The sequence below is a fragment of the Amphibiibacter pelophylacis genome (assembly GCF_037688875.1).
In the GTDB taxonomy this organism is placed as follows: Bacteria; Pseudomonadota; Gammaproteobacteria; order Burkholderiales; family Burkholderiaceae_C; genus Amphibiibacter; species Amphibiibacter pelophylacis.
This window is the reverse complement of the sequence record NZ_JAWDIE010000010.1, coordinates 22,037-40,863: the sequence shown is the minus strand read 5'-3', so window position 1 is coordinate 40,863 and position 18,827 is coordinate 22,037. Positions and strand designations below refer to the sequence as shown.

Sequence of the window (18,827 nt, the reverse complement as noted above, 5' to 3'; positions counted from 1 at the left end):
GCTCCCCGATGATGATCGCCCGGCTGCGTGGCACGCTGCTTGAAAAATCCCCGCCCGCTGTCGTGCTGGACGTGGGCGGCGTCGGCTACGAGGTCGACGTGCCCATGTCGACTTTCTTCAGCCTGCCCGCCGTGGGGCAGGCCACCGAGCTGCTGATCCATTACGCGGTCCGCGAAGGGGCGCACGAGCTGTTCGGTTTCCTGACCGCCACCGAGCGCGCCACTTTCCGGGAGCTGCTGCGCATCTCGGGCGTGGGTCCGCGCCTGGCGCTGGCCGTGCTGTCGGGCCTGGGCGTGGACGAGCTGGCCGCCGCCGTCGCCGCGCAGGACGCGCGCCGCCTGGTCAAGGTGCCGGGCGTGGGCAAGAAAACCGCCGAGCGCCTGCTGCTGGAGCTGAAAGGCCGCCTGGGCGCTGTGGCCACGGGCACTGGTGCGCTGCTGGCCGCCCCGCAGGAAGCGCCGTCCTGGCCACCGGGCCTGGACGATGTCTACCAGGCGCTGATCGCCCTGGGTTACGCCGAAAAAGACGCGCGTGGCGCGGTGCGCCAGTTGCCCGAAGGCACCCCTGTCAGCGAAGGCATCCGCCTGGCGCTGGGTCGCCTGACCTGATTCCTGACGCGGCTCAGAGGCGTTTATGTTGCGCTGCAGCGACAGAAGCGTGCCTTATCAGGCCTCAGGCCGCCGACCCGTCCCAGACCCGCATTCAGGGGAGCCCCTCCAGGGCGGTTCGCCCGATACCATACGGCCCTTCCTGCAGCACATTGCGCAGGTTAAGCCCCAGAAACAACACGGTGAACCCTATGACCCAACACACAAACAAGATTGTCGCCGCAGCCCTGCTGTCCCTGGCTGGCCTGTACAGCGCGAACGCCTCCGCCGCCCTGGTGACTGACGCCCACGGCAACACCGGCTACGACACGATGGAAGAGTGCACGGCCGCTGTCCAGTCGGGCGCAGCCAAATTCTACAAATCCTTCACCCACAAGCCGGCCCTGCGCCGCGCCGGTGAAGTCCGTGTGCAGAAGATGGAGCTGTCCAAGTCGCCCATCGGCGTCGCTGCGGGCAACATCGCCGGCATGTGCGACAAGGGTGCTGCCCACAAGCTGGGCCGCGATGGCGTGTCCAAAGTGCTGCAGGGCAAGTACGTGCCTTACGGCCCCGACATGATGGTCAACGTGTACTACAACCGCGCTGGCAAGGCCGTGCGCGTGACGATGGAACAGTGCGACAACTGGTTCAGCGGCAACCTGCCCGCCGGTTTCGTGAAGGCTTCGGCGCCTGTCGCTGCTGCCCCGGCCGCTCCCGCTGCTCCAGCCATGATGGCGGCTCCGGCTGCACCGGCCATGGCTGCTGCGGCCCCCATCGTGCGTCAGGTGGCCCCGGCCGCCCCGGCTTCGGCGGTGGCTGGCATCTCCACCCCGGCCCTGATCGGTCTGGGTGTTGTGGCGGCCGGTGTGGCGGCTGCGGTGGTCAACTCCTCGACCACGTCGCACCACTGATTGATGCACTGATTGTCTGCGGATCGTCATTGATCCCTGCGCCCCGCGCCTGCCGCTTTGATGCAGCCGCGCGGGGTCAGCCAGGTCCGACCTTGGGCCTGGCTTTTTTTTGCCGAAAATAGCCGTCATGATCCGATCCAGCTCTCCTCTTCTGCGGCCCGCCCGCCTCGCCCTGGCCTGTGCGCTGGCCTGCACGGCGGTGCTGCCGCTGTCTGCGGCGCACGCCGCGCCGTCCAGCACCGGCGTGACCGGGCTGATCAACATGCCCACGGCCGACGTGGAGCCGGGCGGCAACTGGCGCTGGGGCTACAGCCGCTTCGGCCCCTATAGCACGGCCTACAGCACGGTCAGCCTGTTTGACCGCCTGGAAGTCAACGGCCGCTTCACCACCATCAAGGGCGTGGCCGGGTTTGAGGGCAACGCCGCTTATGGCGACTACAAAGACAAATCCATCGACGTGAAGCTGCGTCTGCTGGACGAAAACGACTGGCGGCCCGCCGTGGCCGTCGGCGTGCAGGATATTTTTGGCACCGAGATTTTCCACGCCCGCTACATCGCGGCCAGCAAATCGCTGGCGCTGCCTGCGGGCCTGACGCTGCGCGGCACCCTGGGCTACGGCCAGGACCGCATCGGCGGCGTCTTTGGCGGCCTGGATCTGAGCGCCGCCGCCTGGCCCGGCTGGCGTCTGATGCTGGAGCGCGATACCACCCGCTTCGAGAACGATCCCAATGCTGCGCAGTCGGGCGCGGCGCGCATCCACGGCCGCCAGCGCGTGGGCGTGGGCTACCGCTGGGGCTGGATTGATGCGCAGATCACGCGCTCGGCGTCCGCGGCCGACTGGGGCGGAGGCCTGTCGCTGAACATTCCGCTGGGCCAGAAAACCTTCGTGCCCTGGGTGAACGAGCCCGCGCCCTTCGCTGCGCCGGACACCCCGCGCCCGACCGAGGCGCAGTGGGACAGCGAACTGAAGTGGTCGCGCGACATGGCCAGCGCGCTGCAGGATGCGGGCTTCAAGAACCTGCGCCTGGCGCGCGAGGGCGACGTGCTGCGCGCCCAGCTCGCCAGCACGCGCATCAGCGACGACAACCGCTCGGCCGGCCGCGCCGCGCGCATCATCATGACCTTCGCTCCGGCGCAGACCCGGCTGATCGACCTCACGCTGACACGCAACGATCTGGTCCTGACGCGGGTCAGTATCCCCTTTGACGCCGCCGTGGTCGCCCAGCTGGAAGGCAAGGCCCCCGCGCCCCAGCAGAGCGATGACGCGGCCCAGCGCCGGGCGGCGGTGGCCGCAGGCCAGACGCTGGCCAGCGATTACGCCCGTCCGCAGGACGATCTGCCCACCGGCGCGGGCGGCGCGGCCGTGCAGCAGGGTCTGAAAGAGGCCGGTGTACGCCGCGAGACGGCACTGGACAACAGCGAGGGCGATCTGATCGCCTTCCGCACCGAGAGCAGCGATCTGGGCCGCCTGAAAATCACCCCGCGCCTGGATCTTTTCCTGAACGATCCCAGCGGTTTCCTGCGCTACGACCTCGGTCTGGCGGCCAGCTTCAGCCAGCGCCTGGCTCAGCGCACCTTTGTCGAGGCGGGCGCCACGCTGTCGCTGCACGAAACCGTCAGTGGCGTGACCCAGCCGTCCGACAGCCAGCTGCCGCACGTGCGCTCCGACGTGGCCGATTACAAGCGCGACGGCCGCTTCAAGCTGGACCGCCTGCTGGTCAACCATTACCTCCAGCCGCTGCCCCAGGTCTACGGCCGCGTGTCGGCGGGCCTGTACGAGGAGATGTTCGCCGGGGCGGGCACGCAGTGGCTCTACCAGCCGGCCTACCAGCCCTGGACGCTTGATCTGGCTGTGGACGCGCTGCGCCAGCGCGACACCCAGGGCCTGCTGGGATTCCGCCCCTACCGCACGGTGACGGCGGTGGCTTCGCTGCACTACCGCCTGCCGCTGGGCGTGACGGCCACGGTGCGGGCCGGGCGCTTCCTGGCCCGCGATACGGCGGCGCGGTTTGAGCTCAAACGCCGCTTCGCCTCGGGCGTTGAAGTCGGCGGCTGGTACACGCTGAGCCGCGCCTACGACGTGCTGGGCGGCAAGCGCTATCAGGACAAGGGCGTTTTTGTGCGCTGGCCGCTGAGCAACCTGCTGGGCAAAGACACGCAGGTGGCGATCCAGGGGTCGCTCTCGCCCTGGACGCGCGACATCGGCCAGCTGGTGCGCTCGCCGTCCGATCTTTACGATCTGGTCGAGAAACCGCTCACCCAGGACCTGGCCGACCCGCGCGGGCTGGAGGCCTTTGCGCAATAAAGGGTGCTCAGGCCAACCCGCGCAGCGGCGTGGCGCGGGGTCTATGCTGGCGGCTGTCTTTCCACTGACGGCCGACCGGCCCTGACGCCTGTGAACATCGCTGACCTCAAAAAGAACGCCTTCGCCATGCCCCTGACCAGCCCCGCCTTCCCGGTGGGGCCGTATTTTTTCAGGAACCGCGAGTTTTTCATCATCAGCTACCGCACCGACCTGGACGCCCTGCGCGCCGTGGTGCCTGAGCCGCTGACGGTGGCTGACCCCCTCGTCCACTTCGAGTTCATCCGCATGCCCGACAGCTCGGGCTTTGGCGATTACACCGAAAGCGGCCAGGTGATTTCGGTGCGCGACATGGAAGGCCGCGCGGCCAATTACACGCACAGCATGTATCTGGACGACCACGCGCCCATCGCGGGCGGTCGCGAGCTGTGGGGCTTTCCCAAAAAGCTGGCGCACCCGACGCTGAAGGTCTGGTCGGACACGCTGGTGGGCACGCTCGATTACGGCCCGCTGCGCGTCGCGACCGGCACCATGGGCTTCAAATACACCGCGCTGGACCGGGTGGAAGAAACCCGCAAGCTGGCCCAGACGCCCAACTACCTGCTGAAAATCATCCCGCACGTCGATGGCACGCCGCGCATCCTGGAGCTGGTGCGCTACCCGCTGCTGGACGTGACGGTGAAGGGCGCCTGGGCCGGGCCTGCCGCGCTGGAGCTGTTCCAGCACGCGCTCGCGCCCGTGGCCAGTCTGCCGGTGCTGGAGGTGGTCGGCGGCAAGCACCTGATCGCCGACCTGACGCTGGGCCTGGGCGAGGTGGTGCTGGACTATCTGGCCTGATTGGCCTGATTGACCTGGCCGGATCAGCCTGGATCAGCCCGTTTCAGGCCGTTTCAGGCCGTTTCAGGCCGCCTCAGCCCGGTTTTCGCCCCACAAACTGCACCACCGACGCCACGCCAGTGTGCAGTCGGCCCTCGGTGACGTCGCGCTCGGTCTCCTGCAGCAGCAGGGGCTCCAGCCCGGGGAAGGCGCGGCGCAGCAGATCGGCGTCGAGCAGCATGTCCACGTCCTTGGGGCCGCCCGTGCCGCGCGCGATCTGGCGCGGCGTGTAGGCCTCCAGCACCAGCAGGCCGCCGGGCTTGAGGGCCTGCTCGACCAGTGGGTACAGCCGCTGGCGCAGGCGGGACGGCAGGTGCGCAAAAATGGACACCACCGCGCCATAGTGCCCGGCCTGCGGCATGAACTCGGCCAGGTCCGTCACCTGGGTGGCGATGCGCACACCGCGCTCACCCGCCAGGCGCTGCGCCTTGGCCAGGCCCACGTCCGAGCTGTCCACGCCCAGCACGTCCAGCCCAAGGTGGGCCAGGTGGACGGCGTTGCGCCCCTCGCCCTCCGCCAGCGAGAGCACGGGGCCCTGCAGCCTGGACGCCTGCTGCGCCAGAAAGGCGTTGGGCTCGGTGCCATAAACGTAATCGGGGGCGGAATAGCGCTCGTTCCACATGGTGAGAATCCTTATTCGCTGGCGACGATGATGCCGCCGCCCACGCAGACGTCGCCGTCGTAGATCACCGCCGACTGGCCCGGCGTCACGGCCCACTGCGCCTGCGGGAAATCCAGGCGCAGGCGGCCCTCTTCCTCCCAGGCCAGATCGCAGGGCGCGTCGGCCTGGCGGTAGCGGGTTTTGGCGGCAAAGCGGCCGGGCGCGGGCGGGGCGACCGTCCAGCTCAGGTCCTGCACCCAGACGCGGTGGCTTTGCAGGGCCGGGTGATCGTGCCCCTGGACCACCTCCAGCACGTTGCGCGCCATGTCCTTGCGCGCGACAAACCAGGGCAGGTGCACGCCGTGCTCGTCCTGGCGTCCGCCTTTGACGCCACCTATCCCCAGGCCCTGGCGCTGGCCCAGGGTGTAAAAGCTCAGGCCCTGATGCTGGCCAACGACGCGGCCGCTGTCCAGATCGGTGATGGGGCCGCTGCGGTGCGCCAGGTAGCGGCCCAGAAATTCGCGGAAAGGGCGCTCGCCGATGAAGCAGATGCCGGTGGAATCCTTCTTCTGCGCGTTGGGCAGGCCGATCTCCTGCGCGATGCGACGCACCTCTGTCTTGGGGATCCCGCCCAGCGGAAAGTGCGTGCGCGCCAGCTGGTGCGGCAGCAGGCGGTGCAGGAAGTAGGACTGGTCCTTGAGCGGGTCCAGCCCCTTGAGCAGCGCTGTGCCCGTCCCTTGCGGCGCCGTGCGCGCGTAATGGCCGGTGGCGATGGCCTCGGCGCCCAGCGCCAGGGCGTGGTCCAGAAAGGCCTTGAACTTGATCTCGGCGTTGCACAGCACGTCGGGGTTGGGCGTGCGTCCGGCCTGGTATTCGGCCAGGAAGGTGGCGAAAACGCGGTCCTTGTACTCGGCGGCGAAGTTGACGAATTCGATGTCTATGCCCAGCACGTCGGCGACGCTGGCGGCGTCCAGCCAGTCCTGGCGCGAGGTGCAGTAGCCCGCGTCTTCGGCCGTGGCGTCGCTGTCGTCGTCCTCCCAGTTTTTCATGAACAGGCCGACGACCTCGTGCCCCTGCTGCTTGAGCAGGTGCGCGGACACGGACGAATCCACGCCGCCCGAAAGGCCGATGACAATGCGCTGGGGACGGTTCATAAGCTCGATGAAAGTCGGTTCAGAAGAAAAATCAGAACAAAGATCAGAAGGGGGATCAGGACGATTTGGTCCGCGCGCGCGGGTGGGCTTTGTCGTAGATTTTGGCCAGATGCTGGAAATCCAGGCGCGTGTAAACCTGCGTGGTGGCGATGCTGGCGTGGCCCAGCAGCTCCTGCACGCCGCGCAGATCGCCGCTGGACTGCAGCAGGTGGCTGGCGTAGCTGTGGCGCAGCATGTGCGGGTGGACATGGCCGGTGCCCGCCTGCAGCGACAGCGCCCTCAGGCGGTTGCGCACATGGCTGGCCGACAGGCGCTCGCCCTGGCGGGTGATGAGCAGGGGCGCGCTCTGGCCCGGCTCCCCTGTTTCACCGGCCAGCGCCTGCGCGGCGCGCAGCGGCAGCCAGGCCTGCAGTGCCTGCACGGCGGCCTGGCCCAGCGGCAGGCTGCGCCGCTTGCCGCCCTTGCCCAGCACGTGCACGTCGCGCTGCGCCAGATCGATCCAGCCGGTTTGCGCGTGCGCCGAGCCGCTGGGGCGCAGATCCAGCCCAACCAGCTCGCCCACGCGCAGGCCGCAGCCGTAGAGCAGCTCGACAATGACGGCGTCGCGCTGGCGCATGAAGGCCGAGCCGCTGGCCTGTGCCTCGTGCGTGGCCTGCTGCGCGGTATCGGCCAGCAGCACGGCCTGATCCACCGCCAGCGCCTTGGGCAGCGGGCGCGCCGCTTTGGGCGGGCGCAGTCCGGTGCAGGGGTTGACGCGCAGATGGCCCTGCTGCGCCAGCCAGCCGAACCAGCCACGCCACGCCGACAGCATCAGCGCCAGCGAGCGCGGTCCCAGCCCTTCACCGTTGGCCTGCGCCAGCCAGCGCCGAAGCTGCGTGGCGCTGCAGTCCTGCGCGGCGGTGTTCTCCGCGCGGGCCAGCGCCACCAGCTTGTCCAGCGCCTGGGTGTAAAGCGCCAGAGTGCGCGCCGCCAGGCGGCGGTCGGCCTGCAGGTGGCTCAGCCAGTCAGCCGGAGACGGCGATGGACAGGGCAGGGCGGGGTCGGGCACAGCGCGCTTCAGCCCAGCAGGCGCGATAGCGCACTCTGCGCCAGGTGCCCCAGGTGGCGCAGCACATCGGTGTCCATGTCCGCGCCAAAGCGCGCCGGGTCGGGCGAGCCCAGCGCCAGCAGGCCGAAGCTGCGGCCGTCGCTGCGCTGCAGCTGGATCAGCGCGATCGAGGTGATGCTCTGCGCCAGCGACAGCCCCTCGCCGGGCGATTCGCCCTCCAGCCACTGTGCGGCCTCGAAGCCCGAATTGGCGCCGCAGTAGGGCTGGCCCAGGCTGGCGGCCAGTGAGCGAACTTCGGCGCTGACGCCCTCGGTGCACGGCAGGTGCGCCCAGGCCTGGGTCACGCCCCACAGGCGCAGGCCGACGGCGGGCACCTGGAACTGTTCGCGCAGCACCTCGCACAGCACGCCAGGGAGCTGGCTGGCATCGGCCGTCAGCATCAGCGTGTTGGCCAGGCCCAGCAGGCGCTGGTGCAGGCTCTCGTTGTCCTGCGCGTTGCGGATCATGTCCACCAGCCGCTGCTCCAGACCCTTGATGCGATCGCGCAGCATCTCCATCTGGCGCTCCTGCAGCGAAACCACGCGCTTGCCCAGCGGGCTGACCAGCTGGATGGTGGCCAGCAGCGTGGCGTGGCGTTCGAAGAATCCGGGCGTCAGCACCAGGTATTCGGCGATGTCTTCTTCGGTGATGCCCTGCAGGTTCAGGTCGGCGCTCATAGATCGATGTGTCCTTCAAAAACGGTTTCGGCGGGGCCGGTCATCAGCACGGGGGTGTCGCCGCCCGCCCAGGCGATGCGCAGATCGCCGCCTCGGGTGTGGATTTCGACGGCGCTGGCCTGGCGCCCCAGCGCCATCCCGGCCACAGCCGCTGCGCAGGCGCCGGTGCCGCAGGCCAGGGTTTCGCCCGCATCACGCTCGAAAACGCGCAGGCGCATTTCGCCCGGCGCCAGCGTCTGGGCAAAGCCCACGTTGACCTTCTGCGCGAAGCGCGGGTGGCTTTCCAGCCAAGCGCCGACGTCCGCAACGGGATAGCGCTCCACGTCGTCCACCGCGATCACCGCGTGCGGGTTGCCCATGGACAGCGCGGCAAACTGCACCTGCGCGGGCCGCCCGGATGTTGCCGGGTCGGTGTGCCAGGGCGTGTCCAGCGTCCACAGCGGCACTGCGCTGGCGGTGTCGGGCGTCAGGCCGGCCGGGTCGAAAGGCAGATCAGACGGCTGCCAGCGCGGTGCGCCCATGTCTACTGTGACGCGGCCGTCGCTTTGCAGGCGCAGTTCCAGCCGGTTGTTGACGGTGTCGACGCGGATCACGTCGCGATCAATCAGGCCCTGGTCGCGCACATAGCGTGCGAAGCAGCGCGCGCCGTTGCCGCAGTGCTGGACTTCGGCGCCGGTGCTGCCGTTGAAGATGCGGTAGCGGAAGTCGGCCCCCGCCTGCTGCGCGGGCTGGACGAGCAGAATCTGGTCGGCGCCGACGCCAAAACGGCGGTCGCCCAGGCGCTGCAGCAGCGCCGCATCCAGCGCGGACAGGTCCTGACGCACGCCGTCGAGCACGACAAAATCGTTGCCCGCTCCCTGCATTTTGGTGAAGTGGATACGCATGGCCCGCAGTGTAGCGTTTTGGCCCCGCTTCAGTAGAGCGGGGGCTGGCCATCCGGCCGCGTCTTGAAGCGGCGGTGCACCCACAGGTACTGCGCCGGGCGCAGGCGCACCTGGGCGGCGATCCACTCGTTCAGGTGCGCGGTGTCGGCCAGCGCATCGGCCGTGGGAAAGCCCGCCAGCGGCGGCATGAAGTGCACGCGGTAGCCCTGGCCGCCAGGCAGGATGTCGGCGATGACGGGCTGCACGACCATATCCAGCTTGTGCGCCATTTTGGACGGCGTCAGCAGGGTCGCTGAGCTCACGCCCATGAAGGGCACAAAGGCGGCGTCTTTCAGGCCGAAATCCATATCCGGCAGATTAAAGAAGGGCGTGCCGCGCCGGATGGCGCGCATCACCGGCAGCACGCCTTCGCCCCGGGCATGGATCTGCGCCAGGCCAAAGCGCAGGCGGGCGCGGCGCATGGCGGCGTCGAACACCGGGTTGCTCTGCGCTTGGTAAATCGAACAGCCGACCTTGCCCTGATGCACCTGGGTCGCCACCCCGGCCACGTCCAGCGCCAGGAAGTGCGGGGTCAGCCACATCACCGGTCGGTCGCTGGTCTGCGCCAGGTGGATATTGCCCTCGATGTGGATCAGCCGCCGCAGCCGCTCCGGCGAGGCGTGCCACAGCAGGCTGCGCTCCAGCAGGCTGCGCCCCAGCAGGGCGAAGTGCTCGCGGGCCAGTGCCAGGCGTTCGGCGGGCGACAGCTCGGGCAGGCACAGCGCCAGATTGCGCAGCGCGATGCGGCGGCGCGAGCGGCCCGCCAGCCACAGCAGCGCACCCACCCCCCGGCCCAGCGGCGCCAGCAGCGTCAGCGGCAGAAAGTGCAGCAGCCACATCAGTCCCAGCGCCGCGTGGCTGGGCCAGTGGCGCCAGCCCCGGATGTCCGGCGCGGTGTCTGGTGCATCTTCCGGGGAAGGCCTGGGCGCGTTCATGCGGCGTCGCCTGCCGTGCGCACGGGTCCGGGCGCTTTGTAGCGGGCGTAGCCCCACAGATACTGCTGCGGACACTGGCGGATCACGCCTTCGATGGCGTCGTTGATCTGCTGAACGGCGGTCTCCAGATCGGGGCTGATCGCGCCAGGGAATGCCTGCACATGCATGGCAAAGCCCGCGCCACGCGGCAGGCGCTCGCTGCGCATCAGCACGGGGATGGCGCCGGTCTGCTGGATCAGGCGGGCAGCCAGCGTCATGGTGTAGGCCTCGCGGCCGAAAAAGCGGCTCCAGACGCCCATGCCTTCGGGCGGGACCTGGTCGGGCAGCAGGCCGACGGCCTGTCCCTGGCGCAGGGCACGGATCATCTGGCGCACGCCGGACAGGTCGGTGGGCACGGCACGCAGGTGTTCGCGCTGGCGCGCCTGACGCATCAGCCCGGCCAGCCAGGCCTGACGCGCCGGGCGGTAAAGCACGGTCAGATCGCCGTGCTGTGGCCCGCAGCGCAGCGCCACGCCCTGGGGCAGGGTTTCAAAAGCGCCCATGTGCGGCGTCATCATCACCACGCCGCGTCCTTGGGCATAAGCGGCTTCCAGGAGGTCGGCGTTACGCCAGTACAGCGGCACGGGCTCGCCCAGCCACAGGCGCGGGGTTTCCAGCGTCATGCGCCCCGCGTGCGCCACCGAGGCCATCCACTGGCGCCGGGTCAGCCCCGCCTGGGCCGCGTTCTCCTGCAGGCGCTGGCGGTAGCGCGGCGAGGCGGCCCAGACGATCCAGCCCAGGCCCGCGCCCAGAAAATGCAGCAGCGGCAAAGGCCATCGTGACAGAAGTCTGAACAGGGCGGGCAGGACTGGCATAAAATCGCGATTTCTGGCAGCCGAGTTAATCCAAGCAACTTGCAGGGCTGCCAGCTCCTTCATGGGAGCGGCCGCTCGGCCGATATCTGCTAAAGCGCGCACCTGGGCCCCAGGAGCAGACAGCGCGAGATGCTTGTTTCAACGGGAGTTCCAGAGCCATGTCCAATGCCAGTTTTCTTTTCACGTCCGAATCGGTCTCCGAAGGTCACCCGGACAAGGTCGCCGACCAGATTTCCGACGCCATTCTAGACGCCATCCTGGCGCAGGACCCGGTCAGCCGCGTGGCTGCCGAAACCCTGTGCAACACGGGCCTGGTCGTGCTGGCGGGCGAGATCACCACCAACGCCCACGTCGATTACATCCAGGTGGCGCGCGATACCATCCAGCGCATCGGTTACGACAACACCGATTACGGCATCGACTACAAGGGCTGCGCGGTGCTGGTCGCTTACGACAAGCAATCCAACGACATCGCCCAGGGCGTGGACCAGGCCAGCGACGACGTGCTCAACATCGGCGCCGGTGACCAGGGCCTGATGTTCGGTTACGCCTGCGACGAAACCCCCGAGCTGATGCCCGCGCCGATCTACTACGCGCACCGCCTGGTCGAGCGCCAGGCCCAGCTGCGCAAGGACGGCCGCCTGCCTTTCCTGCGCCCGGACGCCAAGGCGCAGGTCACCTTCCGCTACGAGGATGGCAAGCCCGCCGGCATCCAGACCGTCGTGCTGTCCACCCAGCACAGCCCCGACCAGAGCCTGGACGCCAAAACGATGAAGCCCTCCTTCATCGAGGCCATCGTCGAGGAAATCATCAAGCCCGTGCTGCCGTCCGAACTGCTGGTCGGCACCGAATTCCTCATCAACCCGACCGGGCGTTTTGTGGTGGGTGGCCCGCAAGGCGACTGCGGCCTCACGGGCCGCAAGATCATCGTGGACACCTACGGCGGCGCCTGTCCGCACGGCGGCGGGGCGTTCTCGGGCAAGGACCCGACCAAGGTGGACCGCAGCGCGGCCTACGCGGCGCGCTATGTGGCCAAGAACATCGTGGCGGCGGGTCTGGCGCGCCAGTGCCAGATCCAGGTGGCTTACGCGATTGGCGTGGCCCGGCCCATGAACATCACGGTCTACACCGAAGGCACGGGCGTGATCCCCGACGCGCAGATTGAGCAGCTGGTGCGCGCGCAGTTTGACCTGCGTCCGCGCGGCATCATCCAGATGCTGGATCTGCAGCGCCCGATCTACGAAAAGACCGCCGCCTACGGCCACTTCGGCCGCGAAGAGCCCGAGTTCACCTGGGAGCGCACCGACCGCGCCGCCGCGCTCAAGGCCGCCGCCGGGCTGTGACCGGGGTCGGCATCCGGGCGTGAATTTGTTCACGCAAACAGGGGGGTGAAGGCGGACGATTTTCCCAAGCGCTCCCCCCGGGTGTCCAGCTAGACTGCGGTCACTGGTGGACACAGGGTCTGCCGGGCCGCTGTCCTTGCTGTACTTGTGCGTCACCCATGTCATCCATCCTGTCTGCCATCCCGCCCGGTCAGGGGCTGAACATTCTGGTCGTGGACGATCAGGAGCTGGCGCGCAGCCTGTTTGCGCGCAGCCTGACCCTGGCCGGTCACCGCGTCACCGAGGCGGTGGACCACGACACGGCGCTGGCCGCCTACGCGCAGCACCAGCCCGACCTGATCCTGCTGGATGTTGAAATGCCGGGTCAGAACGGCTATGCGGTGGCGCGCCGCATCCGGGCCATGGAAACTGGCACGTGGACGCCCATCATTTTCCTGTCGGCCAGCTCGGGCGATCAGGCCCTGTGCGAAGGCATCGAAGCGGGCGGCGACGACTATCTGATCAAGCCGTCGTCCGAGGTCATCCTGTTAGCCAAAATCCGCGCCATGCAGCGTCTGATGGACATGCGCCGCCGCCTGGTGTCCATGTCGGAGGAACTGCACCGCGCCAACTCGCAGCTGGCGCAGCTGACCGAGACCGACGCGCTCACCCAGGTCGTCAACCGGCGCGGGTTCGATCGGCTGATCCGCCAGGAAATCATGGCCTCGCGCCGCGAAGGTTCGCCGATGACGCTGGCGCTGCTGGACATCGATTTCTTCAAGGCCTACAACGACCGCCTGGGTCACGCCCAGGGCGATGTCTGCCTGCAGCAGGTGGCCGGGCTGCTGCGCCACGTCTGCCAGCGCCCGCGCGACGTCGTGGCACGCTACGGCGGAGAAGAATTCGCCCTGATCCTGCCGCAGACGCCCAAATCGGGCGCGATGACTTTTGCGCGCGCGGTGATCCGCATGTTCTCCAAGCTGAACCTGCCGCATCCCGATTCCAGCGTCGCGCCGTGGGTGACGGTGTCGGGCGGGCTGACCACCTGCGTGGCCGACGCCGACACCACCGCCGAAGGCCTGTTCACCCGCGCCGACGAATCGCTTTATGCCGCCAAGCGGCAGGGGCGCAACTGCTTCTTCAGTTTCGAGATGCGCCTGGATACGGCCGGGCAGGCCCATCGCCAGGACACTGCCATCCGGGGCGCCGCAGCCTGATCGCCTTGATCCGAGGCCTTTCTGGCCCGTTTATAATGGTGGGTTACATGAGAACAGCGGCCTGACCCGCGCCGCTTTATCACATTTTCGTGATATTCCGGCCTATAGTTGACAAAATTGCTCAACTTATGTCATGATCTGGTCCTCACCAGAATGCAGGCTTCAAGGAGTACCCCGTGAGATTGACCACCAAAGGGCGTTTTGCCGTCACGGCCATGATTGATCTGGCCTTGCGCGCCAGCAATGGCCCGGTCGCATTGGCCGCGATCAGCCAGCGCCAGCAGATTTCCCTGTCTTACCTCGAACAGCTGTTCGGCAAGCTGCGCCGCCACGAACTGGTGGAAAGCACGCGCGGCCCCGGCGGCGGTTATTCGCTGGGCCGCAAGGCGCAGGACATCACGGTCGCCGACGTGATCCTGGCTGTGGACGAAGGCCTGGACGCCACCGGCTGCGGCGGCAAGGAACACGGCTGCATGGGCGACGACGGCGCGCGCTGCATGACCCACGATCTGTGGACCAGCCTGAACGCCAAGATGCTCGAATTCCTGGGCTCGATCTCGCTGGCCAAGCTGGTGCAGGACCAGCTGGACAGCGGCGTCTCGATCGAGGAGTCGCCGGTGCGTCGTGCCATCTCCACCCAGCCCGTCGTCAAGCCCATCCGCGTGACCGGCCCCAATTCGGTGTTCGCGCTGGGGGCATCGCTGGGCAAGTAAGCTGGCGTTATTGCGCTGTCTTTGCTTTCTTCACGCCCCTTTGATTTTCTGATGCGCGCAGCGGCCGGGGCCCGGGTTCAAGCCCAAACTCGATCCCAAGCCCGATTCCGTCGCGCATCCAACCACAGGTTCTTTCCATGACTCCCCATTTCCCCGTCTATCTGGATTACGGCGCCACCACGCCCGTCGACCCGCGCGTCGTTGACGCGATGATCCCCTGGCTGCGCGAAAACTTCGGCAATCCCGCCTCCCGCTCGCACCAGTGGGGCTGGGAAGCCGAGGCCGCCGTCGAGGCCGCCCGCGACCAGGTCGCCCAGCTGGTGGGCGCTGATCCGCGCGAAATCGTCTGGACCAGCGGCGCCACCGAATCCAACAACCTGGCGATCAAGGGCGCGGCCCACTTTTACCGGGGCAAGGGCAAGCACATCATCACCGTCAAGACCGAGCACAAGGCCGTGCTGGACACCACGCGCGAGCTGGAACGCCAGGGCTTTGAGGTCACCTACCTGGATGTGCAGGAAGATGGCCTGATCGATCTCGACCGCTTCCGCGACGCCATCCGCCCGGACACCATCCTGGCCTCGGTGATGTTCGTCAACAACGAGACCGGCGTCATTCAGGACATGGTCGCGCTGGGCACGCTGTGCCGCGAGCGGGGCATCATTTTCCACGTCGATGCGGCGCAGGCCACGGGCAAGGTCGCCATCAATCTGGCCGAACTGCCCATCGACCTGATGAGCCTGGCCTCGCACAAGACCTACGGCCCCAAAGGCATCGGCGCCCTTTATGTGCGCCGCAAGCCGCGCGTGCGCCTCGAAGCGCAGATGCACGGCGGCGGTCACGAGCGCGGCATGCGCTCGGGCACGCTGCCCACCCACCAGTGCGTGGGCATGGGTGAAGCCTTCCGCATCGCCCGCGAAGACATGGGCCGCGACGCCGAACACGCCCGCCGCCTGCAGCAGCGTCTGCTCAAGGGCCTGGAAGGCATCGAGCAGGTTTTCATCAACGGCTCGATGGAACACCGCGTGCCGCACAACCTGAACATGTCCTTCAACTTCGTCGAAGGCGAGTCGCTGATCATGGGCCTGAAGGGCATCGCAGTGTCGTCGGGTTCGGCCTGCACCTCGGCCAGCCTGGAGCCCAGCTATGTGCTGCGCGCACTGGGCCGCAGCGACGAGCTGGCGCACTCCAGCCTGCGCATGACGCTGGGCCGCTTCACCACCGACGCCGAAGTCGATCAGGCCATCCACCTGATCAGCGAAACCGTCTCGCGCCTGCGCGAACTCTCCCCGCTGTGGGACATGTACAAGGACGGGGTTGACCTGTCCACCATCCAGTGGGCCGCGCACTGAGCCCGACCTGCGCCCCTTTCTAGCAAGGAAAACACCATGGCATACAGCGACAAGGTCATCGACCACTACGACAACCCGCGCAACGTTGGCGCCTTCGACAAGGGCGACGAGGATGTCGGTACCGGCATGGTCGGCGCCCCGGCCTGCGGCGACGTGATGAAACTGCAGATCAAGGTCGATCCGGCCACCGGGCTGATCCAGGATGCGCGCTTCAAGACCTACGGCTGCGGCTCGGCCATCGCGTCCAGCTCGCTGGTCACCGAATGGGTCAAGGGCAAGAGCCTGGACGAAGCGCTGGAAATCAAAAACACCCACATCGCCCAGGAACTGGCGCTGCCGCCGGTGAAAGTGCACTGCTCCATTCTGGCCGAAGATGCCATCAAGGCGGCGGTGGACGACTACCGCGCGCGCCACGGCGCCACGGCCTGATCATGTCGGTTTCCCTGTCTCCCGCCGCAGCGGCGCACGTCAGCCAGTTCCTGCAGAAACGGGGCAAGGGCGTGGGCGTGCGGCTGGGCGTGCGCACGTCGGGCTGCTCGGGGCTGGCCTACAAGCTGGAATTCGCCGACGAGCTGCTGGACGAGGACATCGTCTTTGAAACCGACGGCGTCAAAGTGCTGGTCGATCCGAAAAGCCTGGTTTACCTGGACGGCACCGAACTCGATTTCGTCCGTGAAGGTCTGAATTCGGGCTTCAAGTTCAACAACCCGCGCGAGAAAGACCGCTGTGGCTGTGGCGAATCCTTCCGGGTCTGACCGGGCGCCCGCTGCTGCAGTGCATCCTGCGGCGCCGCGCCTGGACGACGACGATTTCGCCCTGCTGGGCCTGCCGCGCCGCCACCAGATCGATGAAGCGGCTCTGGAATCGGCCTGGCGCGACTGGCAGTCGCGCGTCCACCCCGACCGCCATGTTGGCCAGGGCGACGCCGGACGGCGCCTGGCCATGCAGTGGTCGCTGCGCATCAACGAGGCGCACCGCCGCCTGAAAGACCCCGTGCAGCGTGGCGCCTACCTGTGCGAACTGCGTGGGCAGGCCGTTGATGCCGAGCGCAACACCGCCATGCCGGCCGACTTCCTGATGCAGCAGATGCAGTGGCGCGAGGCGCTGGACGACGCGGACAGCGTGGCCGCGCTCGACGCGCTGCTGGCCGAGGCCGCCACGCAGCGCCACCACTGGCTGGAGCGCCTGCAGACCGCGCTGGACGTCGATGGCGACACTGCCGCCGCCGCTCAGGCCGTGCGCGCCCTGATGTTCGTGCAGCGCCTGCGCCATGAGGCCAGCGCCCGCCAGGCGGCGCTCGATGCGGCCGCTGATCTGCCCTGACTTCTGTTCCGACGCCGTCGCCTGCTGGGGCGGCGGACGCCCTTTTTTTCTGATGTGACCTGATCCCCATGGCCCTGCTGCAGATTTCCGAACCGGGCATGTCGCCCCTGCCTCACGAACGCCAGGTGGCGGTCGGCATTGATCTGGGCACCACGCATTCGCTGGTCGCCTGGGTCAGCAACGGCCACGCCAGCTGCCTGCCGGACGCGCAGGGCGAGGTCATCCTGCCCTCGGCGGTCCACTACCGCAGTGACGGCAGCGCCGGGGTCGGCCGCGCCGCGCTGGCTGAGGCGGCCACGGACCCGCGCAATGTCATCGTTTCGGCCAAGCGCTGGATGGGCCGCCGCCTGGCCGATGTCCGCGCCAGCCGCCAGTCGCCCTACGAGTGGGTCGATCACAGCGGCATGGTTGCGGTGCGCACGGTGCAGGGCGTGAAAACGCCGGTGCAGGTCGCCGCCGAGATCCTGCACGTGCTGGCCCGCCGCGCCCGCGAACACGCCGGGCAGGAACTGGCCGGAGCCGTCATCACCGTCCCCGCTTATTTCGACGACGCCCAGCGCCAGGCCACCAAAGACGCCGCGCAGCTGGCCGGTCTGCCCGTGCTGCGTCTGATCAACGAACCCACCGCCGCCGCGCTGGCTTATGGGCTGGATCAGGGCCTGGAAGGTCTCTACCTGATTTACGACCTGGGCGGCGGCACTTTTGATGTGTCACTGCTGCGCCTGCGTGCGGGCGTGTTCGAGGTGGTGGCCACCGGCGGTGACGCCGCTTTGGGCGGTGACGACATCGACGCCGCGCTGGTGCGCTGGGTGTGGCAGCAGGCTGCGCCGCAGGGGCTGGATTCCGACGCGCTGGACGCCATCGGCCCGGCCAGCAAGCGCCGCCTGCAGACGCTGGCCCGCCAGGTGAAAGAGCAGCTCAGCGATCAGGACAGCGCGCCTTTCGCGCTGACACTGCCCGCCGACGAGGTGCTGGCCCAGCCGCTGGTGCTGGACGTGGCCGTGGGCCGCGCCGATCTGGACCGCGTGGCTGCGCCGCTGATCGAGCGCACGCTGCGCGCCCTGCGCCAGGTGCTGCGCGACGCCGACATCGCCCCGGACGCCGTGCAGGGCACGGTGATGGTGGGCGGTTCGACCCGCATGCCCGCCGTGCGGGCCGCCGTGGCCCGCGCCATGGGCCGCGAGCCTCTGGTTGATCTCAACCCCGACGAAGTCGTCGCGCTGGGCGCCGCGCGCCAGGCGCAGGCGCTGGTCGGGCAGGGCGCCGACGGCCCGCTGCTGCTGGATGTGATCCCGCTCTCGCTGGGGCTGGAAACCATGGGCGGCCTGGTCGAACGCATCATCGAGCGTAACACCACCATTCCGGCGGCGCGTGCGCAGGAATTCACCACTTGGCAGGACGGCCAGACCGCCATGGCCATCCACGCCGTGCAGGGCGAGCGCGAACTGGTGGCGGACTGCCGCTCGCTGGCGCGCTTCGAGCTGCGCGGCATTCCGCCGCTGGTGGCGGGCGCGGCGCGGGTGCGCGTCACCTTCGCGGTCGACGCCGACGGCCTGCTCAGCGTCAGCGCCCAGGAGCTGACCACCGGCGCCACGGCGCAGATCGAGGTCAAACCCAGCTACGGCCTGGCGGACGACGACATCACCCGAATGCTGCAGGACGGCGTCTCTTTCGCGCAGAGCGACATCGAAGCGCGCCTGCTGCGCGAAGCGCAGGTCGAGGCCGACCGCCTGCTGCTGGCCACCGCCAGCGCCCTGGCCAGTGACGGCCACCTGCTGGACGCTGCAGAGCGCGCGACCATCGACGCGGCTGTGCTCCAGGTCCAGGCCAGCCTGAAAGCGGCCCGCACCGACACCATCGACATCGCCATGAAAGCGCTGGCCGAGGCCACCGAAAGCCTGGCCGCGCGCCGCATGAACGAGGGCATCGCCCGGGCGCTCAAAGGGCGCTCGCTGTCCGATATCGCCTGATCCTGATCTCTTTGCCAGTTCCT

The 18,827-nt window shown here is 68.3% G+C and carries 19 protein-coding genes; 12 read left to right on the top strand and 7 right to left on the bottom strand.

The window, feature by feature from the left end; translation table 11 throughout:
• Positions 1–11 precede the first annotated feature (11 nt).
• The 4 genes from ruvA to RV045_RS07890 all read left to right on the top strand — a co-directional run bounded on the left by ruvA (position 12) and on the right by RV045_RS07890 (position 4,637).
• Positions 12–608: a Holliday junction branch migration protein RuvA gene (ruvA, locus tag RV045_RS07905; protein WP_423235321.1), complete on the top strand. Its 597-nt coding sequence runs from the start codon at positions 12–14 to the stop codon at positions 606–608.
• Positions 609–799: 191 nt separating this feature from the next.
• Positions 800–1,498 carry a hypothetical protein gene (locus RV045_RS07900; RefSeq protein ID WP_423235240.1) on the top strand — a complete coding sequence of 233 codons (699 nt, stop codon included), beginning with the start codon at positions 800–802 and terminating at the stop codon, positions 1,496–1,498.
• Between the two features lie 127 nt (positions 1,499–1,625).
• Entirely contained in the window at positions 1,626–3,803 is a 2,178-nt protein-coding gene (locus RV045_RS07895; protein WP_423235239.1) for a YjbH domain-containing protein, read from the top strand.
• A gap of 90 nt (positions 3,804–3,893) precedes the next feature.
• Positions 3,894–4,637, top strand: a complete 744-nt coding sequence (locus RV045_RS07890; protein ID WP_423235238.1) for an acetoacetate decarboxylase — start codon at positions 3,894–3,896, stop codon at positions 4,635–4,637.
• A 73-nt stretch (positions 4,638–4,710) separates the two neighbouring features.
• Here the strand turns inward: RV045_RS07890 and RV045_RS07885 are convergent, their stop codons facing one another.
• Genes RV045_RS07885 through RV045_RS07855 form a run of 7 tightly spaced genes read right to left on the bottom strand, consistent with a single transcriptional unit; the run spans position 4,711 to position 10,898 of the window.
• On the bottom strand, positions 4,711–5,298 hold the full coding sequence (locus RV045_RS07885; RefSeq protein ID WP_423235237.1) for an SAM-dependent methyltransferase: 588 nt from the start codon (positions 5,296–5,298) through the stop codon (positions 4,711–4,713).
• Positions 5,299–5,309: 11 nt separating this feature from the next.
• Complete coding sequence (mnmA, locus tag RV045_RS07880; RefSeq protein ID WP_423235236.1) at positions 5,310–6,431, bottom strand: tRNA 2-thiouridine(34) synthase MnmA; 1,122 nt, start codon at positions 6,429–6,431, stop codon at positions 5,310–5,312.
• A 55-nt stretch (positions 6,432–6,486) separates the two neighbouring features.
• Complete coding sequence (locus RV045_RS07875) at positions 6,487–7,479, bottom strand: tyrosine-type recombinase/integrase (protein WP_423235235.1); 993 nt, start codon at positions 7,477–7,479, stop codon at positions 6,487–6,489.
• A gap of 8 nt (positions 7,480–7,487) precedes the next feature.
• Entirely contained in the window at positions 7,488–8,195 is a 708-nt protein-coding gene (locus RV045_RS07870; RefSeq protein ID WP_423235234.1) for a DUF484 family protein, read from the bottom strand.
• A complete protein-coding gene (dapF, locus tag RV045_RS07865; RefSeq protein ID WP_423235233.1) occupies positions 8,192–9,079 on the bottom strand; it encodes a diaminopimelate epimerase in 888 nt (295 codons plus the stop codon). Before dapF ends, RV045_RS07870 begins: the two co-directional genes overlap by 4 nt.
• 29 nt (positions 9,080–9,108) lie before the next feature.
• On the bottom strand, positions 9,109–10,053 hold the full coding sequence (locus RV045_RS07860) for an LpxL/LpxP family acyltransferase (protein WP_423235232.1): 945 nt from the start codon (positions 10,051–10,053) through the stop codon (positions 9,109–9,111).
• The gene (locus tag RV045_RS07855; RefSeq protein WP_423235320.1) at positions 10,050–10,898 is read right to left on the bottom strand and encodes a lysophospholipid acyltransferase family protein; all 849 of its coding nucleotides are present in this window, start codon (positions 10,896–10,898) and stop codon (positions 10,050–10,052) included. Before RV045_RS07855 ends, RV045_RS07860 begins: the two co-directional genes overlap by 4 nt.
• 167 nt (positions 10,899–11,065) lie before the next feature.
• Here RV045_RS07855 and metK point away from each other — a divergent pair, with 167 nt between their 5' ends.
• The 8 genes from metK to hscA all read left to right on the top strand — a co-directional run bounded on the left by metK (position 11,066) and on the right by hscA (position 18,804).
• Complete coding sequence (metK, locus tag RV045_RS07850; protein ID WP_423235231.1) at positions 11,066–12,250, top strand: methionine adenosyltransferase; 1,185 nt, start codon at positions 11,066–11,068, stop codon at positions 12,248–12,250.
• 158 nt (positions 12,251–12,408) lie between these two features.
• Complete coding sequence (locus RV045_RS07845) at positions 12,409–13,446, top strand: GGDEF domain-containing response regulator (RefSeq protein ID WP_423235230.1); 1,038 nt, start codon at positions 12,409–12,411, stop codon at positions 13,444–13,446.
• A 176-nt stretch (positions 13,447–13,622) separates the two neighbouring features.
• Positions 13,623–14,159, top strand: coding sequence for an Rrf2 family transcriptional regulator (locus RV045_RS07840; RefSeq protein ID WP_423235229.1), 537 nt, complete (start codon positions 13,623–13,625; stop codon positions 14,157–14,159).
• Between the two features lie 137 nt (positions 14,160–14,296).
• Complete coding sequence (locus RV045_RS07835) at positions 14,297–15,511, top strand: IscS subfamily cysteine desulfurase (protein ID WP_423235228.1); 1,215 nt, start codon at positions 14,297–14,299, stop codon at positions 15,509–15,511.
• Between the two features lie 36 nt (positions 15,512–15,547).
• The gene (iscU, locus tag RV045_RS07830) at positions 15,548–15,940 is read left to right on the top strand and encodes a Fe-S cluster assembly scaffold IscU (RefSeq protein ID WP_423235227.1); all 393 of its coding nucleotides are present in this window, start codon (positions 15,548–15,550) and stop codon (positions 15,938–15,940) included.
• A 2-nt stretch (positions 15,941–15,942) separates the two neighbouring features.
• Entirely contained in the window at positions 15,943–16,266 is a 324-nt protein-coding gene (iscA, locus tag RV045_RS07825) for an iron-sulfur cluster assembly protein IscA (protein ID WP_423235226.1), read from the top strand.
• Between the two features lie 19 nt (positions 16,267–16,285).
• Positions 16,286–16,834 (top strand): Fe-S protein assembly co-chaperone HscB, encoded by a 549-nt coding sequence (hscB, locus tag RV045_RS07820; protein WP_423235319.1) that lies wholly within the window; start codon positions 16,286–16,288, stop codon positions 16,832–16,834.
• Positions 16,835–16,902: 68 nt separating this feature from the next.
• Positions 16,903–18,804, top strand: a complete 1,902-nt coding sequence (gene hscA, locus RV045_RS07815; protein WP_423235225.1) for a Fe-S protein assembly chaperone HscA — start codon at positions 16,903–16,905, stop codon at positions 18,802–18,804.
• The last annotated feature ends 23 nt before the right edge of the window (positions 18,805–18,827 follow it).